This window comes from Streptomyces sp. HUAS 31 (assembly GCF_028198125.1).
GTDB classification, from domain to species: Bacteria; Actinomycetota; Actinomycetes; order Streptomycetales; family Streptomycetaceae; genus Streptomyces; species Streptomyces chartreusis.
This window is the reverse complement of the sequence record NZ_CP116353.1, coordinates 685,281-699,948: the sequence shown is the minus strand read 5'-3', so window position 1 is coordinate 699,948 and position 14,668 is coordinate 685,281. Positions and strand designations below refer to the sequence as shown.

The 14,668-nt window shown below is 72.2% G+C and carries 16 protein-coding genes; 9 read left to right on the top strand and 7 right to left on the bottom strand.

Annotated features, from left to right (window positions below; genetic code table 11):
- Positions 1-9 precede the first annotated feature (9 nt).
- Positions 10-897: a LysR substrate-binding domain-containing protein gene (locus PGH47_RS02860; RefSeq protein WP_269643564.1), complete on the bottom strand. Its 888-nt coding sequence runs from the start codon at positions 895-897 to the stop codon at positions 10-12.
- Positions 898-1,034: 137 nt separating this feature from the next.
- On the opposite strand from PGH47_RS02860, the gene mgrA reads away from it, so the two are divergent.
- A complete protein-coding gene (gene mgrA, locus PGH47_RS02855; protein ID WP_030952354.1) occupies positions 1,035-2,027 on the top strand; it encodes an L-glyceraldehyde 3-phosphate reductase in 993 nt (330 codons plus the stop codon).
- On the opposite strand, the gene PGH47_RS02850 is transcribed toward mgrA, so the two are convergent.
- Together PGH47_RS02850 and PGH47_RS02845 are read right to left on the bottom strand one after the other, a co-directional pair.
- The gene (locus PGH47_RS02850; protein ID WP_271662056.1) at positions 2,017-2,304 is read right to left on the bottom strand and encodes a DUF1905 domain-containing protein; all 288 of its coding nucleotides are present in this window, start codon (positions 2,302-2,304) and stop codon (positions 2,017-2,019) included. The two genes, mgrA and PGH47_RS02850, sit on opposite strands and share 11 nt — an antisense overlap.
- 73 nt (positions 2,305-2,377) lie before the next feature.
- Positions 2,378-2,761, bottom strand: a complete 384-nt coding sequence (locus tag PGH47_RS02845; protein ID WP_271662055.1) for a nuclear transport factor 2 family protein — start codon at positions 2,759-2,761, stop codon at positions 2,378-2,380.
- Between the two features lie 346 nt (positions 2,762-3,107).
- On the opposite strand from PGH47_RS02845, the gene PGH47_RS02840 reads away from it, so the two are divergent.
- The 4 genes from PGH47_RS02840 to PGH47_RS02825 all read left to right on the top strand — a co-directional run bounded on the left by PGH47_RS02840 (position 3,108) and on the right by PGH47_RS02825 (position 7,621).
- Complete coding sequence (locus tag PGH47_RS02840) at positions 3,108-3,518, top strand: hypothetical protein (protein ID WP_126901473.1); 411 nt, start codon at positions 3,108-3,110, stop codon at positions 3,516-3,518.
- An 82-nt stretch (positions 3,519-3,600) separates the two neighbouring features.
- Positions 3,601-5,949 (top strand): FHA domain-containing protein, encoded by a 2,349-nt coding sequence (locus PGH47_RS02835; protein WP_271662054.1) that lies wholly within the window; start codon positions 3,601-3,603, stop codon positions 5,947-5,949.
- Positions 5,950-5,958: 9 nt separating this feature from the next.
- Complete coding sequence (locus tag PGH47_RS02830) at positions 5,959-6,504, top strand: hypothetical protein (protein WP_271662053.1); 546 nt, start codon at positions 5,959-5,961, stop codon at positions 6,502-6,504.
- Positions 6,494-7,621, top strand: a complete 1,128-nt coding sequence (locus tag PGH47_RS02825) for a serine/threonine-protein kinase (RefSeq protein WP_271662052.1) — start codon at positions 6,494-6,496, stop codon at positions 7,619-7,621. The genes PGH47_RS02830 and PGH47_RS02825 overlap by 11 nt, the downstream gene beginning before the upstream one ends.
- A 12-nt stretch (positions 7,622-7,633) precedes the next feature.
- Here the strand turns inward: PGH47_RS02825 and PGH47_RS02820 are convergent, their stop codons facing one another.
- A complete protein-coding gene (locus PGH47_RS02820) occupies positions 7,634-8,920 on the bottom strand; it encodes a streptophobe family protein (RefSeq protein ID WP_271662051.1) in 1,287 nt (428 codons plus the stop codon).
- A gap of 222 nt (positions 8,921-9,142) precedes the next feature.
- Between PGH47_RS02820 and PGH47_RS02815 the strand changes: the two genes are divergently transcribed.
- From PGH47_RS02815 to PGH47_RS02800, 4 genes are all read left to right on the top strand, one after another.
- On the top strand, positions 9,143-10,285 hold the full coding sequence (locus tag PGH47_RS02815; RefSeq protein WP_271662050.1) for a DUF6777 domain-containing protein: 1,143 nt from the start codon (positions 9,143-9,145) through the stop codon (positions 10,283-10,285).
- Between the two features lie 99 nt (positions 10,286-10,384).
- Positions 10,385-10,840, top strand: a complete 456-nt coding sequence (locus PGH47_RS02810) for an ATP-binding protein (RefSeq protein ID WP_271662049.1) — start codon at positions 10,385-10,387, stop codon at positions 10,838-10,840.
- 57 nt (positions 10,841-10,897) lie between these two features.
- Positions 10,898-11,479 (top strand): DinB family protein, encoded by a 582-nt coding sequence (locus PGH47_RS02805; RefSeq protein ID WP_271662048.1) that lies wholly within the window; start codon positions 10,898-10,900, stop codon positions 11,477-11,479.
- A gap of 67 nt (positions 11,480-11,546) precedes the next feature.
- Complete coding sequence (locus tag PGH47_RS02800) at positions 11,547-12,020, top strand: helix-turn-helix domain-containing protein (protein WP_271662047.1); 474 nt, start codon at positions 11,547-11,549, stop codon at positions 12,018-12,020.
- Positions 12,021-12,036: 16 nt separating this feature from the next.
- On the opposite strand, the gene PGH47_RS02795 is transcribed toward PGH47_RS02800, so the two are convergent.
- From PGH47_RS02795 to PGH47_RS02785, 3 genes are all read right to left on the bottom strand, one after another.
- A complete protein-coding gene (locus PGH47_RS02795) occupies positions 12,037-12,639 on the bottom strand; it encodes a ClpP family protease (protein ID WP_126902481.1) in 603 nt (200 codons plus the stop codon).
- A gap of 1 nt (position 12,640) precedes the next feature.
- Positions 12,641-13,279, bottom strand: coding sequence for a ClpP family protease (locus tag PGH47_RS02790; protein WP_271662046.1), 639 nt, complete (start codon positions 13,277-13,279; stop codon positions 12,641-12,643).
- Positions 13,280-13,364: 85 nt separating this feature from the next.
- A complete protein-coding gene (locus tag PGH47_RS02785) occupies positions 13,365-14,573 on the bottom strand; it encodes an epoxide hydrolase family protein (RefSeq protein WP_271662045.1) in 1,209 nt (402 codons plus the stop codon).
- Positions 14,574-14,668: the final 95 nt, after the last annotated feature.

Here is a 14,668-nt window from a genome sequence, read left to right as displayed (position 1 = left end):
ACCCCTCGCTCAGGCGCCTTCCGTTTCCAGCAGCGCCATCAGCGCCCGGGCCGCCGGGCTGGTGGCCTGCGCGGGCGGGAGCAGGGCCACCGTCTGGTAGACCGTCTCGCCCGCGTCCTTCACCGGCAGGGCGGTCAGCGACGGCCGCTTGTGCCGGAAGTGGCGCGGCACGACGGCGACGCCGAGGTCCTCGTCCACCAGGTCCAACAGGCTGTGCACGTCGTTCACCTCCAGGGACACGGTCCGCCGTACGCCCGCCGCGGCGAACACCGCGTCGGTGGCGCGGCGCGGCCCCCAGTCCGGGTGGAAGTCGACGAAGACCTCCCCGCCCAGGTCCTCCGGGGTGACCGCGGCCCCGGCCACGGCCAGCCGGTGGCTCGGATGGCACAGGACCGTCATCGGCTCGCTGGTCAGCGGTACGACCCGCAGCTGGTCGGTGTCCTCCTGAGCCGTCCGCACCGCGAAGGCCAGATCGAGGCGGCCGGCCGCCACCTCCTCCGCCAGCGCCCCCGAGCCCGCCTGCCGAAGACAGATCTCCACGTCCGGGTGCTCCCGCCGGAAGGCCGCGAGCAGCCCGGCCACATGCACCCCGGCGATGCACTGCTCGGACCCGAGCGCCAGCATCCCGCGCAGCACGCCCTGCACCGCGGCCACCGCCTCGTGGGCGGACCGCACCTGTGCCAGGATCCGCTCGGCCTCGCACAGCAGGGCACGGCCGGCCGGGGTGAGCGTCACCCGGCGGGTGGTGCGCACGAACAGCGGGGTCTGCAACTCCCGCTCCAGTGCCCGGATCGAGGCCGAGAGGCCCGACTGGGACACCATCAGACGCTCGGCCGCCCGGGTGAAGTGCTGGTCCTCGGCGACCGCGACGAAGTGCTGGAGGTGGCGCAGTTCCATGATTGAGCAGCCTAGCCGCTGAATCCCATCTGATTTACCTGTTGGACCACTGCCCGCAGGTCGCGACAGCATGGACGCCGACTGGAACACCGGCTCTGCGGAGCCGTCATCCGTGTGCCAACCCCTCTGGAGTCGCGTTGTACACCGCACACACCGACCGTTACGCGGACATGCCCTACCGGCGCACCGGCCGCAGCGGCCTGAAGCTCCCCGCGCTGTCCCTCGGACTGTGGCACAACTTCGGCCCGGACCGCCCGGTGGAGACCCAGCGGGCCATCCTGCGCCGCGCCTTCGACCTCGGCGTCACGCACTTCGACCTGGCCAACAACTACGGCCCGCCGCCCGGCGCCGCCGAGTCGGCGTTCGGCGAGGCCCTGCGGACGGACTTCGCGCCGTACCGGGACGAGATGATCATCTCCACCAAGGCCGGCTATCTGATGTGGCCCGGCCCGTACGGCGAGTGGGGCTCGCGCAAGTACGTGCTGTCCTCGCTCGACCAGAGCCTGAAGCGGATGGGCCTGGACTACGTCGACATCTTCTACTCGCACCGCCCGGACCCGGAGACTCCGCTGGAGGAGACGATGGGCGCCCTGCACTCGGCGGTGCAGCAGGGCAAGGCGCTCTACGTCGGCGTCTCCAACTACTCGCCCGAGCAGACCCGGGAGGCCGCCCGCATCCTGGGCGAGCTGGGGACCCCGCTGCTCATCCACCAGCCCGCCTACTCGATGCTGAACCGCCGCCCGGAGGAGGAGGGACTGCTCGACGCCCTGGACGAGCTCCAGGTCGGCTCCATCGTCTTCTCCCCGCTGGCGCAGGGCCAGCTGACCTCCCGCTACCTCGACGGCATCCCGAAGGACTCGCGGGCCGCGAGCGGCAGCCCGTTCCTGAACGCCGACGCGATCACCGACGAGCTGCTCGGCAAGCTGCGCGCGCTCGACGAGATCGCCAAGTCCCGTGGCCAGACGCTGGCCCAGCTGGCCCTGGCGTGGGTGCTGCGCGGCGGCCGGGTGACCTCCGCGCTGGTCGGCGCGAGCAGTGCGCAGCAGATCGAGGACAGCGTCGCCGCGACCCGCAACCTCGACTTCGACGCGGAGGAGCTGGCGCGGATCGAGGCAGTGCTCAACGGCTGAGCCGTTCGGTCAGACGGACGGTGACGGAGTCGCCCTCCCCCTTCCCGATGGCCTTGCGGACATCGGCCTTGACGGGGAGCTTGTGGGTGCCGTCCCCGAGGGCCATGAACGAACTGCGGAACGGATGTCCGTCGATCGTCCCGCCGATCCTGACCAGTCCGCGGGTGCCGAAGAAGTCGACGGACTCCGGCCACACGACATAGGTCCAACCACCCTTGTTCGGGCTCTTGCGCAGGACGGCGGTGAATTCCGCGTCCACGTGCGTGCTCGTGGTCATGATGTCCTCCGTACCGTGGCGGTCTCTCCTGGCTGCACCGGGAATGACCGCCACGGCGCGTGGAACTCATCGGTCAGGCTCCGGCGGGCACCCGGTCCAGGAAGCCGAGGACCGAGGTGATCCGCCCCTCGGCGTCCAGCGTGATCACATCCGATCCCGCCACCGGGGCGGCCCCGTCGGTTTGGCTCACCAGCTCCCACGAGAAGCGTGCCGTGTCGTGGTGGCCGTCCACCGAGCCGGTGAGCCGGAAGGCGAAGCCGGGGAACTGCTCGTGGGCCGCCGATATCACCGCGGCCAGCTGCGCGTGACCGCGGACGTCCGCGAGGGGGTCGGTGTAGGTGCCGTCCTCGGTCCAGGCCGCGGCGACCGCATTGGTCAACTCCTCTGGCCCGGTGGCGTTCCACGCCTCGAAGTAGCGGGCGACGGCGGTCATGTGGCGATCGGTGTTCGCGGGCATGGGTGATCAGCCTCCATCGAGGTCGTAACTGCTGCTCAGGACCCGGATCCGTCTCGGTGACCCGGTACCGCAACGATGCCCGCCCGCGCGGGAAAGCTCGATTACGCCCGAGGTAATGCCCGCCGGCGATCAAAGCTTGACGTGTCCCCGTCGCATTTCGGCCAACAGGGCCTGTGAATATGCCAGGAGAGTGGCCGGAATTCCGTGGTGACAGTGTTTCAGTAGTGAACATACTCAACTACGTGGGCGCGTCACATGGGGCGACGGCGCCCTCACGCACCGCTCACGAGCCGCACCGAAAGCGAGGTCCGCCGACAGGCGAACACGGCACCACGGGGGAGGCTACGTGCACGACGAGTTCCTTTGCCATGTCACCGCGTACGGCGTCTGCGGCGGGCGGCGTATCGGGGTGCCCCTGGGAACCTACCGGGCACCCACCCTCGCGCTCGCCCTGTGGTGGTTACGCGACCGGGCGTCCTGGATGGCCGAGCGATTAGACCCGCGACCGGAGGCCGAGCACTTCCCGCCCAGCTCGCTCGTCCCGGTCGCCGACACCGTTCCCGACGTCCCCGCCGCCCTGCGCGACTGGTGCGGCGACGTCGTCCGGCAGGAGCTGGTCGCCGACGAGTTGGCTGCCGGCCGACTGGTTCGGATCGCCGTGAGCGACGAGACCACGGAATACGAGCTGCTCGCCGAGTCGGTGGACGCGCTGCGTATGCAGCGGACCCTCCCGGCCCTGGTCGTCCCCGTCGCCTGACCCTCGTACCGAAGTGGTCCCGGCCCGCTGAAGCCCCTCGCCCACGCAGGCGCATACAGGGGCAGATCGATAGAATCCTGGCATGGCGGAGCGTTCGTTCGCACCGACTGCGCCCGTACTCGTCCTGGAGACCGACTCGGGCTCGACCGTGATGACCCCGGGCCGCGACTACCACGTCGGACGCGACCCGCTGAGCGACATCGTCATCGACGACGCCCGCGTCTCCTGGCACCACGCGGTGCTGCGGCCCGAGGCCGACCACTGGACCCTCGCCGACGAGGACAGCACCAACGGCACCTACACCGACGGCCACCGCGTCCAGGAGTGGGACGTGGGCCCCGGCACCGTCATCCGCTTCGGCAACCCTTCCGACGGCCCCCGCGCGACCCTGCTGGACCGCCCCGCCCCGACCCTTGCGCAGGGGCGTCCCTCAGCCGTCTCCATGCCGGCCCGCACCGGAACCTTCCGGCAGCCCACCAACGTCCGCCCGCTGCCCACCCGAACCGTCCGCATCGGCCGAGCCCCCGGCAACGACCTCGTCATCGACGACCTGGTCGTCTCCCGCCACCATGCCGAGCTGCGCGCCCTGCCGGACGGCGGCTACGAGATCGCCGACTTGGGCAGCCACAACGGCACTTACCTGGGCGGCGGCCGGGTCACCGGCACCGCCCCGATCGGCGCCGGCGACATCGTCGGCATCGGCCACTCCGCCTTCTGCCTGATCGGGGACGAGCTCCAGGAGTACGTCGACACCGGCGAGATCTCGCTGGAGGTGCAGGACCTCGCGGTCACCGTCGACCGGGGCGCGAGGACCTTGCTCGACCACGTCTCCTTCCCGGTGGGGGAGAAGTGCCTGCTCGCCGTCGTCGGGCCGAGCGGCGCCGGCAAGTCCACGCTCCTCAACGCCCTCACCGGACAGCGCCCCGCCGACCACGGCACCGTGCTCTACGACGGCCGTGACCTCTACCGCGACTACGCCGAGCTGCGCCAGCGCATCGGCCTGGTCCCGCAGGACGACATCCTGCACGCCCAGCTCACCGTCCGCAGCGCCCTGTCCTACGCCGCCGAGCTGCGCTTCCCCCAGGACACCGCCAAGGCCGAGCGCCGGGCCCGGGTCGACGAGGTCATCCACGAGCTGGGCCTTCAGCAGCGGGCCGGGCAGCCCGTGCACAGCCTCTCCGGCGGGCAGCGCAAGCGCGTCAGCGTCGCCCTTGAACTGCTGACCAAGCCGTCCCTGCTGTTCCTCGACGAGCCGACCTCCGGGCTCGACCCCGGCATGGACCGCTCGGTGATGCACATGCTGCGGGGCCTCGCCGACGACGGGCGCACCGTCATCGTCGTCACCCACAGCGTGCTGAGCCTCGACGTCTGCGACCGGCTCCTCGTCCTCGCGCCCGGCGGACGCATCGCCTACTACGGACCGCCCGAGGAGGCGCTGGCCTACTTCGGCTTCGAGAACTGGCCCGAGGCCTTCGAGGCTTTCGAGCGCGACCAGGACCGGGACTGGGCGGGCGACTACCGCACCTCCCTCTTCCAGCAGCAGTACATCGCCGACGCCACCGCGCAGCCCCGCCGGGCCCGCACCGACCCGGTCGTCGTCGGCCGCCCGCCCAGGCCGCGCGGGCGGGCCGCCCAGCTCGGCACGCTGATCCGCCGCTACTCCGCGGCGCTGGGCGCGGACCGCACCTTCCTGATCATCATGATCGCCCTGCCCTTCGTGATGGGCGCGATGGCCCGCGCCCTGGCGGGCGGCCGGCTGACCCAGGAGACGGCGATGAACGCGCTGCTGATCCTGTGCGTCGGCGGCGTCCTGACCGGCGCGGCCAACGCGGTCCGCGAGCTCGTCAAGGAGCGCGTCATCTACCGGCGCGAGCGCGCGGTCGGCCTGTCCAGATCGGCGTACCTGATGTCCAAGGTGGTGGTCCTCGGGACGATCACCGTGCTCCAGGCCGTCGTGCTGACCCTGGTCGCCCTGCTCGGCGTCGATCTCAACGCCCCCGGCGGTGAGGGCGTGTTGATGCCGCCCCTCGTCGAGATCACCGTCGCCGTGGCCCTGCTGGCCTTCACGGCGATGATGCTCGGCCTGGTCGTCTCCGCGCTGGTGCGCAAGGAGGAGGTGACCATGCCGCTGCTGGTGCTGCTCGCCATCGTGCAGGTCGTCTTCTGCGGCGCCCTGCTCAAGCTGCACGGCGTCCCCGGTCTGGAGCAGCTGTCCTGGCTGGTGCCCTCGCGGTGGGCGCTCGGCGCGATGGCCGGCACCGTCGAACTGTCCCGGATCGTGCCCGGCGACCTGACGGGCGACCCGCTGTTCGAGCACTCGGCCGGGGTGTGGCTGCTCAACATCGCCATGCTCGTCGTGCTGTCGCTGGTCTTCGGCTTCCTCGTCTCCCGGCTGCTGCGCCGACGCGAACCCGTCGTGATGCGGAAGTAGGCGCACGTGATGGCTACCCCCGGCTTCCGGCCCACCCACGTCGTCCCCGGCCGCGGCATGCCCGCCTGGGAGACACCGGACCCCGCCCGGCCCACCGTGCCCCTCGACGCGTACCTGCCGGTCCAGCTCGTCGAACGACGCGGCGACTGGGGGCACATCCTGTGCGCCAACGGCTGGTCGGCCTGGGTCGACGGCCGCTTCCTGGTCGCCGTACCGCAGGACCCGCCCACCGCCGACGACGGCCCGCTGGCCCGCACCGCCGACCCGCGCCCGCTGCTCGCCCGGACCGAGCGGGCACTCTCCGGGTACCGGTCAGCGGTCGAGGACCTGGCGGCAGGCGGCCTGGACGGCGAGTCCTTCCACGGCCGTACGCACGGCGTGCGGGTCGGGGTCGTCGTCGACGGTGAGTCGGCGTGGCTGTACGACGCCGAGCACGGGCGGTGGGTGTACGCGGACGGCACCCGGCTGAGCACCTACGCGACGGAGGACGCGCCCCGCGCCGAAGCGGAGCCCGGCCCCGCCCCGACCCAGGTCGTGACGCCCGATGGCCCGTGACACGAGCCTGTTCTCCGGCCGCCCCTCCGAGCTGATCGGCCGGCAGGTCGCCGGCTACCGCATCGAGCGCGAGATCGGCCGGGGCGGCATGGCGGTGGTCTACCGGGCGCGGGACCTGCGCCTGGAGCGCACCGTCGCGCTGAAGCTGCTCGCCCCCGAGCTCGCCCGCAACGACACCTTCCGCCGCCGCTTCACCCATGAGTCCCGGGCCGCCGCCGCGATCGACCACCCGCACATCGTGCCCGTCTTCGAGGCGGGCGAGACCGACGGCGTCCTGTACATCGCCATGCGCTACGTCGCCGGCAGCGACCTGCGCCACCTCCTGGACCGCGAGGGCCCGCTGCCGCCCGGGACCGCCCTGCGCATCGCCGCCCAGGTCGCCTCCGCCCTCGACGCGGCGCACGAGCACGGGCTGGTCCACCGGGACGTCAAACCCGGCAACATCCTCGTCGCGCGCGGCACCGACAGCGACCACCCCGAGCACGTCTACCTCACCGACTTCGGCCTGACGAAGAAGTCGCTGTCCCTGACCGGCTTCACCACCGTCGGCCAGTTCGTCGGCACCCTCGACTACGTGGCCCCCGAGCAGATCTCCGGCAAGCCCGTCGACGCACGCTGCGACGTCTACGGGTTCGCCTGTGTGGTCTACGAGTGCCTGGCGGGCCATCCGCCGTTCCGTCGCGACGACGACATGGCCCTGCTGTGGGCCCACCAGTACGACGAGCCGCCGCCCCTGACCCAGGCCCGCCCGGACCTCGCCGCGGCGGTCGACGCCGTGTTCGCCGACGCGCTGGCCAAGAGCCCCGACCGGCGGCAGGACTCCTGCCTCGCCTTCGTCGCCGAACTGCGTGCCGCCGTCGCCGGTGGCACCGGGGCGGGACACGCCCCGACGGAGGTGGACCTCCGGGTCGCGGGAGCGCGGGTGGAGCCCGCCGACGCGGGGGAGCCGAGGGGACGTGCCGCCGCACAGCCGTCGAAGGGGTCGAAGGGGCGTGCCACCGCGGAGCCGTCGTCGAAGGAGTCGGCGGGACGGGCCACCGCGGAGCCGTCAAGGGGGTCAGGGCGGTACGAGCCGAAGCCGCCGCCCCGCTGGGCCGAGCCGGTCTTCCGGCGCTGAACGGCGACCCGTTCAGCCCTCGGTCCGCGCCGCGACCTCGCCCCGGTGCCGCAGCGGCCGCGCCAGCAGCCCGCCGAGGAACCCGGTGACCAGCCCCCACAGCAGCGCCAGCCCGAAGGCGCCCCACACCTCGGGCTTCAGGAACAGCTCGCCGGCCAGATCACCGCCGAGGTCGCCGATGCCGAGAACCGACAGGCCGTAGTGCGCGGAGATCCGGCCGACGAGGCAGATCATCAGCACCGTCAGCGCCAGCGCGACCGCCATGTGCACGGCGTGCTGCCAGGCACGGATCCGGGCCGGTGAACGCCGCGCCATCACGAACGCGGCGGCCAGCAGCAGCACCGCGTCCACGACGATCAGCCACCACACCCGCCCGTCCTGCTCGGCGAGCGTCCCGAGGTTCACCTCGGCCACCTCCTTGCCGCGCAGCACCTCGTCCAGCACATGCGGCATGGGCAGCCCGAAGGGCCCGTCCACCCGTCCGTTCCAGGTCGCGCCGAGCCCGATCGTGAGGGCGAACCACACCAGGTTCGGCATCCCGAGCAGGATCACCGCGAACGTCTCGGCCGCGTGCCCGCGCGTCGCCGCGACGACCAGCCCGATCACCACGCCCAGCCCGACGTACACCAGCAACAGCACCACCATGGCGTACGCGGCCGGCCGCACCGACTCCTGGAAGCGCAGCAGCCGCCCCGGCAACGGCGCCCCGCGTGAGACGAGCAGGGCCAGCACCAGCACGCCCGCCAGCCACAGCAGCCCGAAGAACACGGTCGCCACGACGTCCGTGGTGAAGCCGATCTCGGGCGAGATGCCGAACAGGTCACCGAGGTCGCCGAGCACGTCCTGCCCGAGGTCGCTGAGGGACAGGGTGAAGGTCTGGCGGGCGGTGAAGGCCAGCACCAGCAGGGCGACCAGCCACAGTACGGCGATCCGGGCGGCCCACCCCGCCAGCTCCCGGGCACCGGCGACCGCCCGGTGCCGCAGCGGCCACAGGAAACCGGCGGCCAGCACGAGAGCGCCGGTGAGGGTGACGGACAGCGGCATCACGGTCAGCCCGGCATCGGACTCCGCGAGCCCTCCCGCGTTCCCCGTGAGCTCGACCGTGCCGCCCACCGCCGTGACCACGGTCGCCGCGACGACCCGGGGGAAGGCGCCGTCGGGGAGGTCCGTCGCGCCGGCCGCCCACAGGCCGAGCGCCGCGACGACCGCCATCGCGAGCAGCCCGGCCAGCACCACGGCGAGGGCCTGCACCCAGCCGTGGGCGGCCACGGCCGGACGGGAAGGGGGCGCGACACTCACCCTGCCCACGCTAAGCAGCGCCTGCGCGGTGCGCCCGCCGGAAGGTCCGTATGCGTCGGCTTGCGGGCGGCGCGGGATCGGAACACAGAATGGGAGCGTCGCGAATGCCGTAGAAGTCGCATACGCGGAGAAATCGGATCAGGCGTCGCGGGAGCTCCGTACAGCGGAAGTGGTTCCCGCAGCAGGGGACTCGCAGGAGCCCCCCGTCGGGAAGAAGGCTTCGTGAGCGTCGAACCTCCGTCGTCCGACCGGCCCACAGGACCGCCCTCGGGCCCTCTGTCGGGCCCCTCCCAGCCGCCGTCCGGTCCGCCCTCGCAGCCCCCGTCCGGCGGCGGCGGTACGCCGGCGCCCGGCGGCCCCGGACCGCGACGCCCCTGGTGGCAGTCGGCGCCCCGCATCGCGGCACTCACCGCCGTGGCCGTGGCAGGCGTGGTCCTCGCCGTCGTCCTCTCCCGCGGCGACGGCGACGGCGGCACCGGACGGAGCGGCGAGGTCTTCCTCCAGGCCGCGGACAAGCCGGGCCCCGATCCCTTCACGGACTCCACCGCCAACGACAGCTCCGCCCCGCCCGCCACCCCGTCCCCGCCCACCGGGTCGACGTCTTCGAACGAGCTGCGCGGCGTCGAAGGCGGTGCCCCCGGCCTGTACGGCGGCACCCGCAACACCTCCGCCTGCGACGTGGAGAAGCAGGTCGACTACCTCCGCTCGGCCCCGGACAAGAACAAGGCGTTCGCCTCGGTCGCCCGAGTGGAAGCCGCCGACGTCCCCGCCTACCTGCGCTCGCTCACCCCCGTCCAGCTCCGCCTGGACACCCGCGTCACCAACCACGGCTACGTCGACGGAGCCGCCACCAGCTACCAGGCCGTCCTCCAGGCGGGCACCGCGGTCCTGGTCGACGACCGAGGGGAGCCCCGGGTCCGGTGCGCCTGCGGCAATCCGCTGACCCAGCCCGTCCCCCAGCAGGGCACGCTGAAGCGGACCGGCGACTCCTGGCCGTCGTACCGCTCCTCGGACGTCGTGGTCGTGACCCCCTCGCAGACGATCATCAACGTGTTCGTCATCTACGACGCCGCCGGCGACGAGTGGGTCGCCCGCCACCGGGGCGACGACGGCGACAAGGACCGCAGGACCCACCGCCCGGCGAAGCCCACCCCGTCGGTGAGCGCCTCGACGCCGACCACGCCGACCACTGCGGAGACCTCCACGCCCGAGACCGCGACCAGCGAGCCCACCACGAGCGAACCCCCGACCACCGAGCCCGAAACGCCCGACACGTCCACCCCGCCGCCCCCTCCGGAAGAAGACACGACCACCACCTCGCAGTCGGCGCCCACCGAGGCCGCACCCCCGTCCCCGGAGCTGTGACGTACGGCGCCACCTGCACTGTGACTGCGTCGCCGCGCTCTGGGTAACAGGACAGATGCAGCAGCATCCGGCCAGTGCCGGCTTCCGAGAGAGAAACGCATGATCGAGCACGCGGACGGGGCAGTGATTCCTACTGGTTTCGACGTGCCCGTGGAACCACTGAGGCGGGCAGCGCACTACAGCGGTGAACCGGGATGCATCGCCGAGGCGCGGTCCTTCGCCGCGCTGTTCCTCGGCCGGCTCAGGACCGAGTGGTGCGCCGCCATCGGCGCACCCGTCGAGGACAAGGTGCTCCTGGTGGTCAGCGAGCTGGTCACCAACGCCGACCGGCACAGCAACGGCCCGTACATCCTGGACCTGGAGGGCACGGACGACGCGGTGTCGGTCTGCGTGTACGACAGCAGCTCGGCCCTGCCCCGCCGTTACCCCAAGGACCCGGAGCGGGTCGGCCGGCACGGTCTGGAGATAGTCCACGCGCTCGCGGCCGAGGTCGCCGTCGAGCGCGTACCGGTCGGCAAGCGGGTACGGGCGGTGCTGCGCCTCGCCGACGAGTGAGGGGCGCGGCCGGAAATCCGGTGGCGGTCCGGATGCCGACCCCCCATGCTCGCCCGTATGACCGATGTCACGGAGCCTGAGAGGGCGCTGCCCGCGCGCACCTTCGGGTGGTGGGACATGTGGGTCGCCCCCGACGACGACCCCCGCAGCGACGGCGGCTACGTCGGCGAACTCGCGACCCTCGTCGGCTACCTCGGCGACCAGCGGCTGACGTTCGAGATGAAGTGCGCCGACCTGGACGCCGAGGACATGGCCCGCCGCTCGGTCCCCCCGTCCGACCTCTCCCTGCTGGGCCTGCTGCGCCATCTCGCCGGTGTCGAACAGGCCTGGTTCCGCCGTGTCATGGCCGGGCAGGACATCCCCCGGCACTACCGCACCGAGGACGACCCCAACGGCGAGTTCACCGGCGCCGTACCCGACCCCGACGTGGTCGCCGAGGCCTGGGCGACCTGGCGCTCGGAAGTCGCCTTCGCGGAGCACTTCGTGGCCGAGGCACCGAGCCTCGACGTCATCGGCAACGGCGGCGACGAGCCGATCGCCCTGCGCGAACTGCTGGTCCACATGATCGAGGAGTACGCCCGGCACAACGGCCACGCCGACTTCCTGCGCGAGCGGATCGACGGGCGCGTCGGGCAGTAGCCGCGATTTCCCCCAGGGCGGAACGCCGATCCCTTCCCCTCGCGCCCGGCGTTCCTAGGCTGGGAAGGTGAGCGAACAAGCGCCGAACGAAGCCCGCGTCATTCCCCTGCGCCCGCCGGCCGCCCGCCCGCCGGTGGCCCGGCCCTCGGCCACGCGCCCGGGAACCACCCGCCCCGCGTCCGAACGCCCTGCCACCGCCCCGCCGGCGACCGCCCCACCCCGGGCAGCACCCAAGGAACCCCTCTGGCGCGACCTCGTCGGCGACGTCCTGCGCCGTGAGCGCCTCGCGCAGGAGCGGACGCTCAAGGACGTCGCCGACGCCGCCCGGATCTCGATGCCGTACCTCTCGGAGGTGGAGCGCGGCCGCAAGGAGGCCTCCTCGGAGGTCCTCGCGGCCGCGGCCCACGCCCTCGGGCTCGGCCTCGGCGACCTGCTGTCGCTGGCGCAGGGCGAGCTCATCAGGGTCACCAGCCGCCGGGTGCCGGGCGGCAGCCGCGGCAGGACGGGTTCGTCGTACGACGGGCTGTGCCTGGCGGCGTGAGGGACGTGCCGGCGCCTCAGACCCGCACGAGGCGCCGGCTCACCACTTCGTCGGCGAGGCCGTACGCGACGGCCTCCGGTGCGGTGAACACCTTGTCGCGGTCCATGTCCGCGCGCAGCGTCGCGATGTCGTGACGGGTGTGGCGGGCCAGCACCTCCTCGACCTGCGAGCGGATCCGGACCATCTCCTGCGCCTGGAGCGCGAGGTCGGACACCATGCCCCGGCTGCCCCCGGTGGCGGGCTGGCCGAGCAGCACGCGCGCGTGCTCCAGCACGAACCGCCGCCCCGGGTCCCCGCCGGCCAGCAGCACCGCGGCGGTGGAGGCGGCCTGCCCCACGCAGAACGTGGAGATCGGCGCCTGCACGTACGTCATCGTGTCGTAGATCGCCATGAGCGAAGTGAACGAGCCGCCGGGGGAGTTGATGTAGATCGCGATCTCGTTCTCCGGCGCCGAGGACTCCAGGTGCAGGAGCTGGGCGATGACGACGTTGGCGACGCCGTCGTCGATCTCGGTGCCGAGGAAGATGATCCGCTCCGACAGCAGCCGGCTGAACACGTCCGAGGAGCGCTCGCCGTGCGCGGTCCGCTCGATCACGTACGGAATCGTGTAGTTCCCCATGTCACAGCCCCATCCGTCGCTTCGAGGCGGCCGGGCGGACGTCCGCGAGGGACTCCACGACCCGGTCCACCAAGCCGTACTCGGTGGCCTCCTCGGCCGTGAACCAGCGGTCGCGGTCGCCGTCCCGGGAGATGGTCTCCGGGGTCTGACCGGTGTGCTCGGCGGTGATCCGCTCGATGGTCCGCTTGGTGAACTCCAGGTTCTCCGCCTGGATCTCGATGTCCGCGGTCGTGCCGCCGATCCCGGCGGACGGCTGGTGCATCATGATGCGCGCGTTCGGCAGCGTGAACCGCTTGCCCGCGGTGCCCACGCTGAGCAGGAACTGGCCCATGCTGGCCGCGAATCCCATGGCCAGCGTGGCGACGTCGTTCGGGATCAGCCGCATCGTGTCGTAGATCGCGAGCCCCGCGTGCACGGAGCCGCCTGGGCTGTTGATGTACAGGCTGATGTCGGTGCGCGGGTCCTCCGCCGACAGCAGGAGCAGCTGGGCGCAGATCCGGTTCGCGGACGCCTCGGTGACCTCGGTGCCGAGGAACACGATGCGCTGGCCGAGCAGTTGGGCGGCGAGCTGGTCGTCGAACCGCGTCGGCGGGGCGTCGCCCTCCTCGGCACGCGGCGTGAGCGTCGAGAGTGAAGTCATCGGTTCTCCTCGTGGTGATGGATGCCGGTGACTCCACTGTTGACCTCGGACGATGCCGACGGCGGATTTCTCTGCCCTCGGCAGATCAGCTGACGGCAGAGCCCTCCCGCAGCTGCCGGAAGAACGCCCGTACGTCGTCCACCAGCAGATCCGGTTCCTCCATGGCCGCGAAGTGCCCGCCCCGGTCGAACTCGGTCCAGCGCACGAGGTTCTCGGTGCGCCGCGCCTTGTGCCGGAGCGGGATCTGCGGTTCGGCGGGGAAGAGGGCGAGCGCGGTCGGCGCGGCGGACGGCTCGGAGGGCTTCGCCACCCGGCTCCGCGGGTGGGCCCGCTCGTAATAGATGCGGGCGGACGAACCGGCGGTCCCGGTCAGCCAGTACAGCATCACGTTGGTCAGCATCCGGTCCCGGTCGACGGCCTCCTCCGGCAGCTCCTTGGAGTCCGTCCACTCCCTGAACTTCTCGACGATCCAGGCGAGTTGCCCCACCGGCGAGTCGGTGAGCCCGTACGCCAGGGTCTGCGGCCGGGTGGCCTGCTGGTGGTAGTAGCCGATCCCGTCACGCGACCACGCCGCCCACCGGCGCCACGAGGCGAGCGCTTGGTCCCGCTCCTCGGGGCTCAGCGCTTCGAGTTGCTCCGGCGTCGGCTCGGTGGCCGCCTGAGCACCCGGCAGCAGATTGAGGTGCACGCCCATGACACGCTCGGAGTGCGCCCGCCCCAGTTCACGGGAGACGGCCGCGCCCCAGTCGCCGCCCTGTGCGCCGAACCGCTCGTAGCCGAGCCGGCGCATCAGCTCGGCCCAGGCGTCGGCGACCCGGCCCGCCTCCCAGCCCGGCTCCGTCGTCGGCCCGGACAGCCCGAACCCCGGAATGCTCGGCACCACCACGTGGAAGGCGTCCGCCGGATCGCCCCCGTGCGCGGCCGGGTCGGCGAGCGGGCCCACCACGTCGAGGAACTCCACGATCGACCCGGGCCAGCCGTGCGTGATGATCAGCGGCGTGGCGTCCGGCTCGGGCGAGCGGACGTGGGCGAAGTGCACGTTCGCCCCGTCGATCGTGGTCGTGAACTGCGGCCACTCGTTCAGCCGCGCCTCGGCGGCACGCCAGTCGTAGACGTGCCGCCAGTGCCGTACGAGATCGCGCAGATAGTCCGTCGGCACGCCGTACGCCCACCCCGAACCGGGGATCTCGTCGGGCCAGCGGGTGCGGTCGAGTCGGTCGTGGAGATCGTCGAGGTCGCTCTGCGGGATGTCGAGACGGAAGGGCCGGACGCTGTCCTGGGGCGATGACGTCATGCCCGGATGCTAGTTCGTACGGGTGTACCGGCCACCTGAATATGGCGACGCCCCGAGCGATGAGTTTCGCGGCGCGGACCGGTCGACACACATGA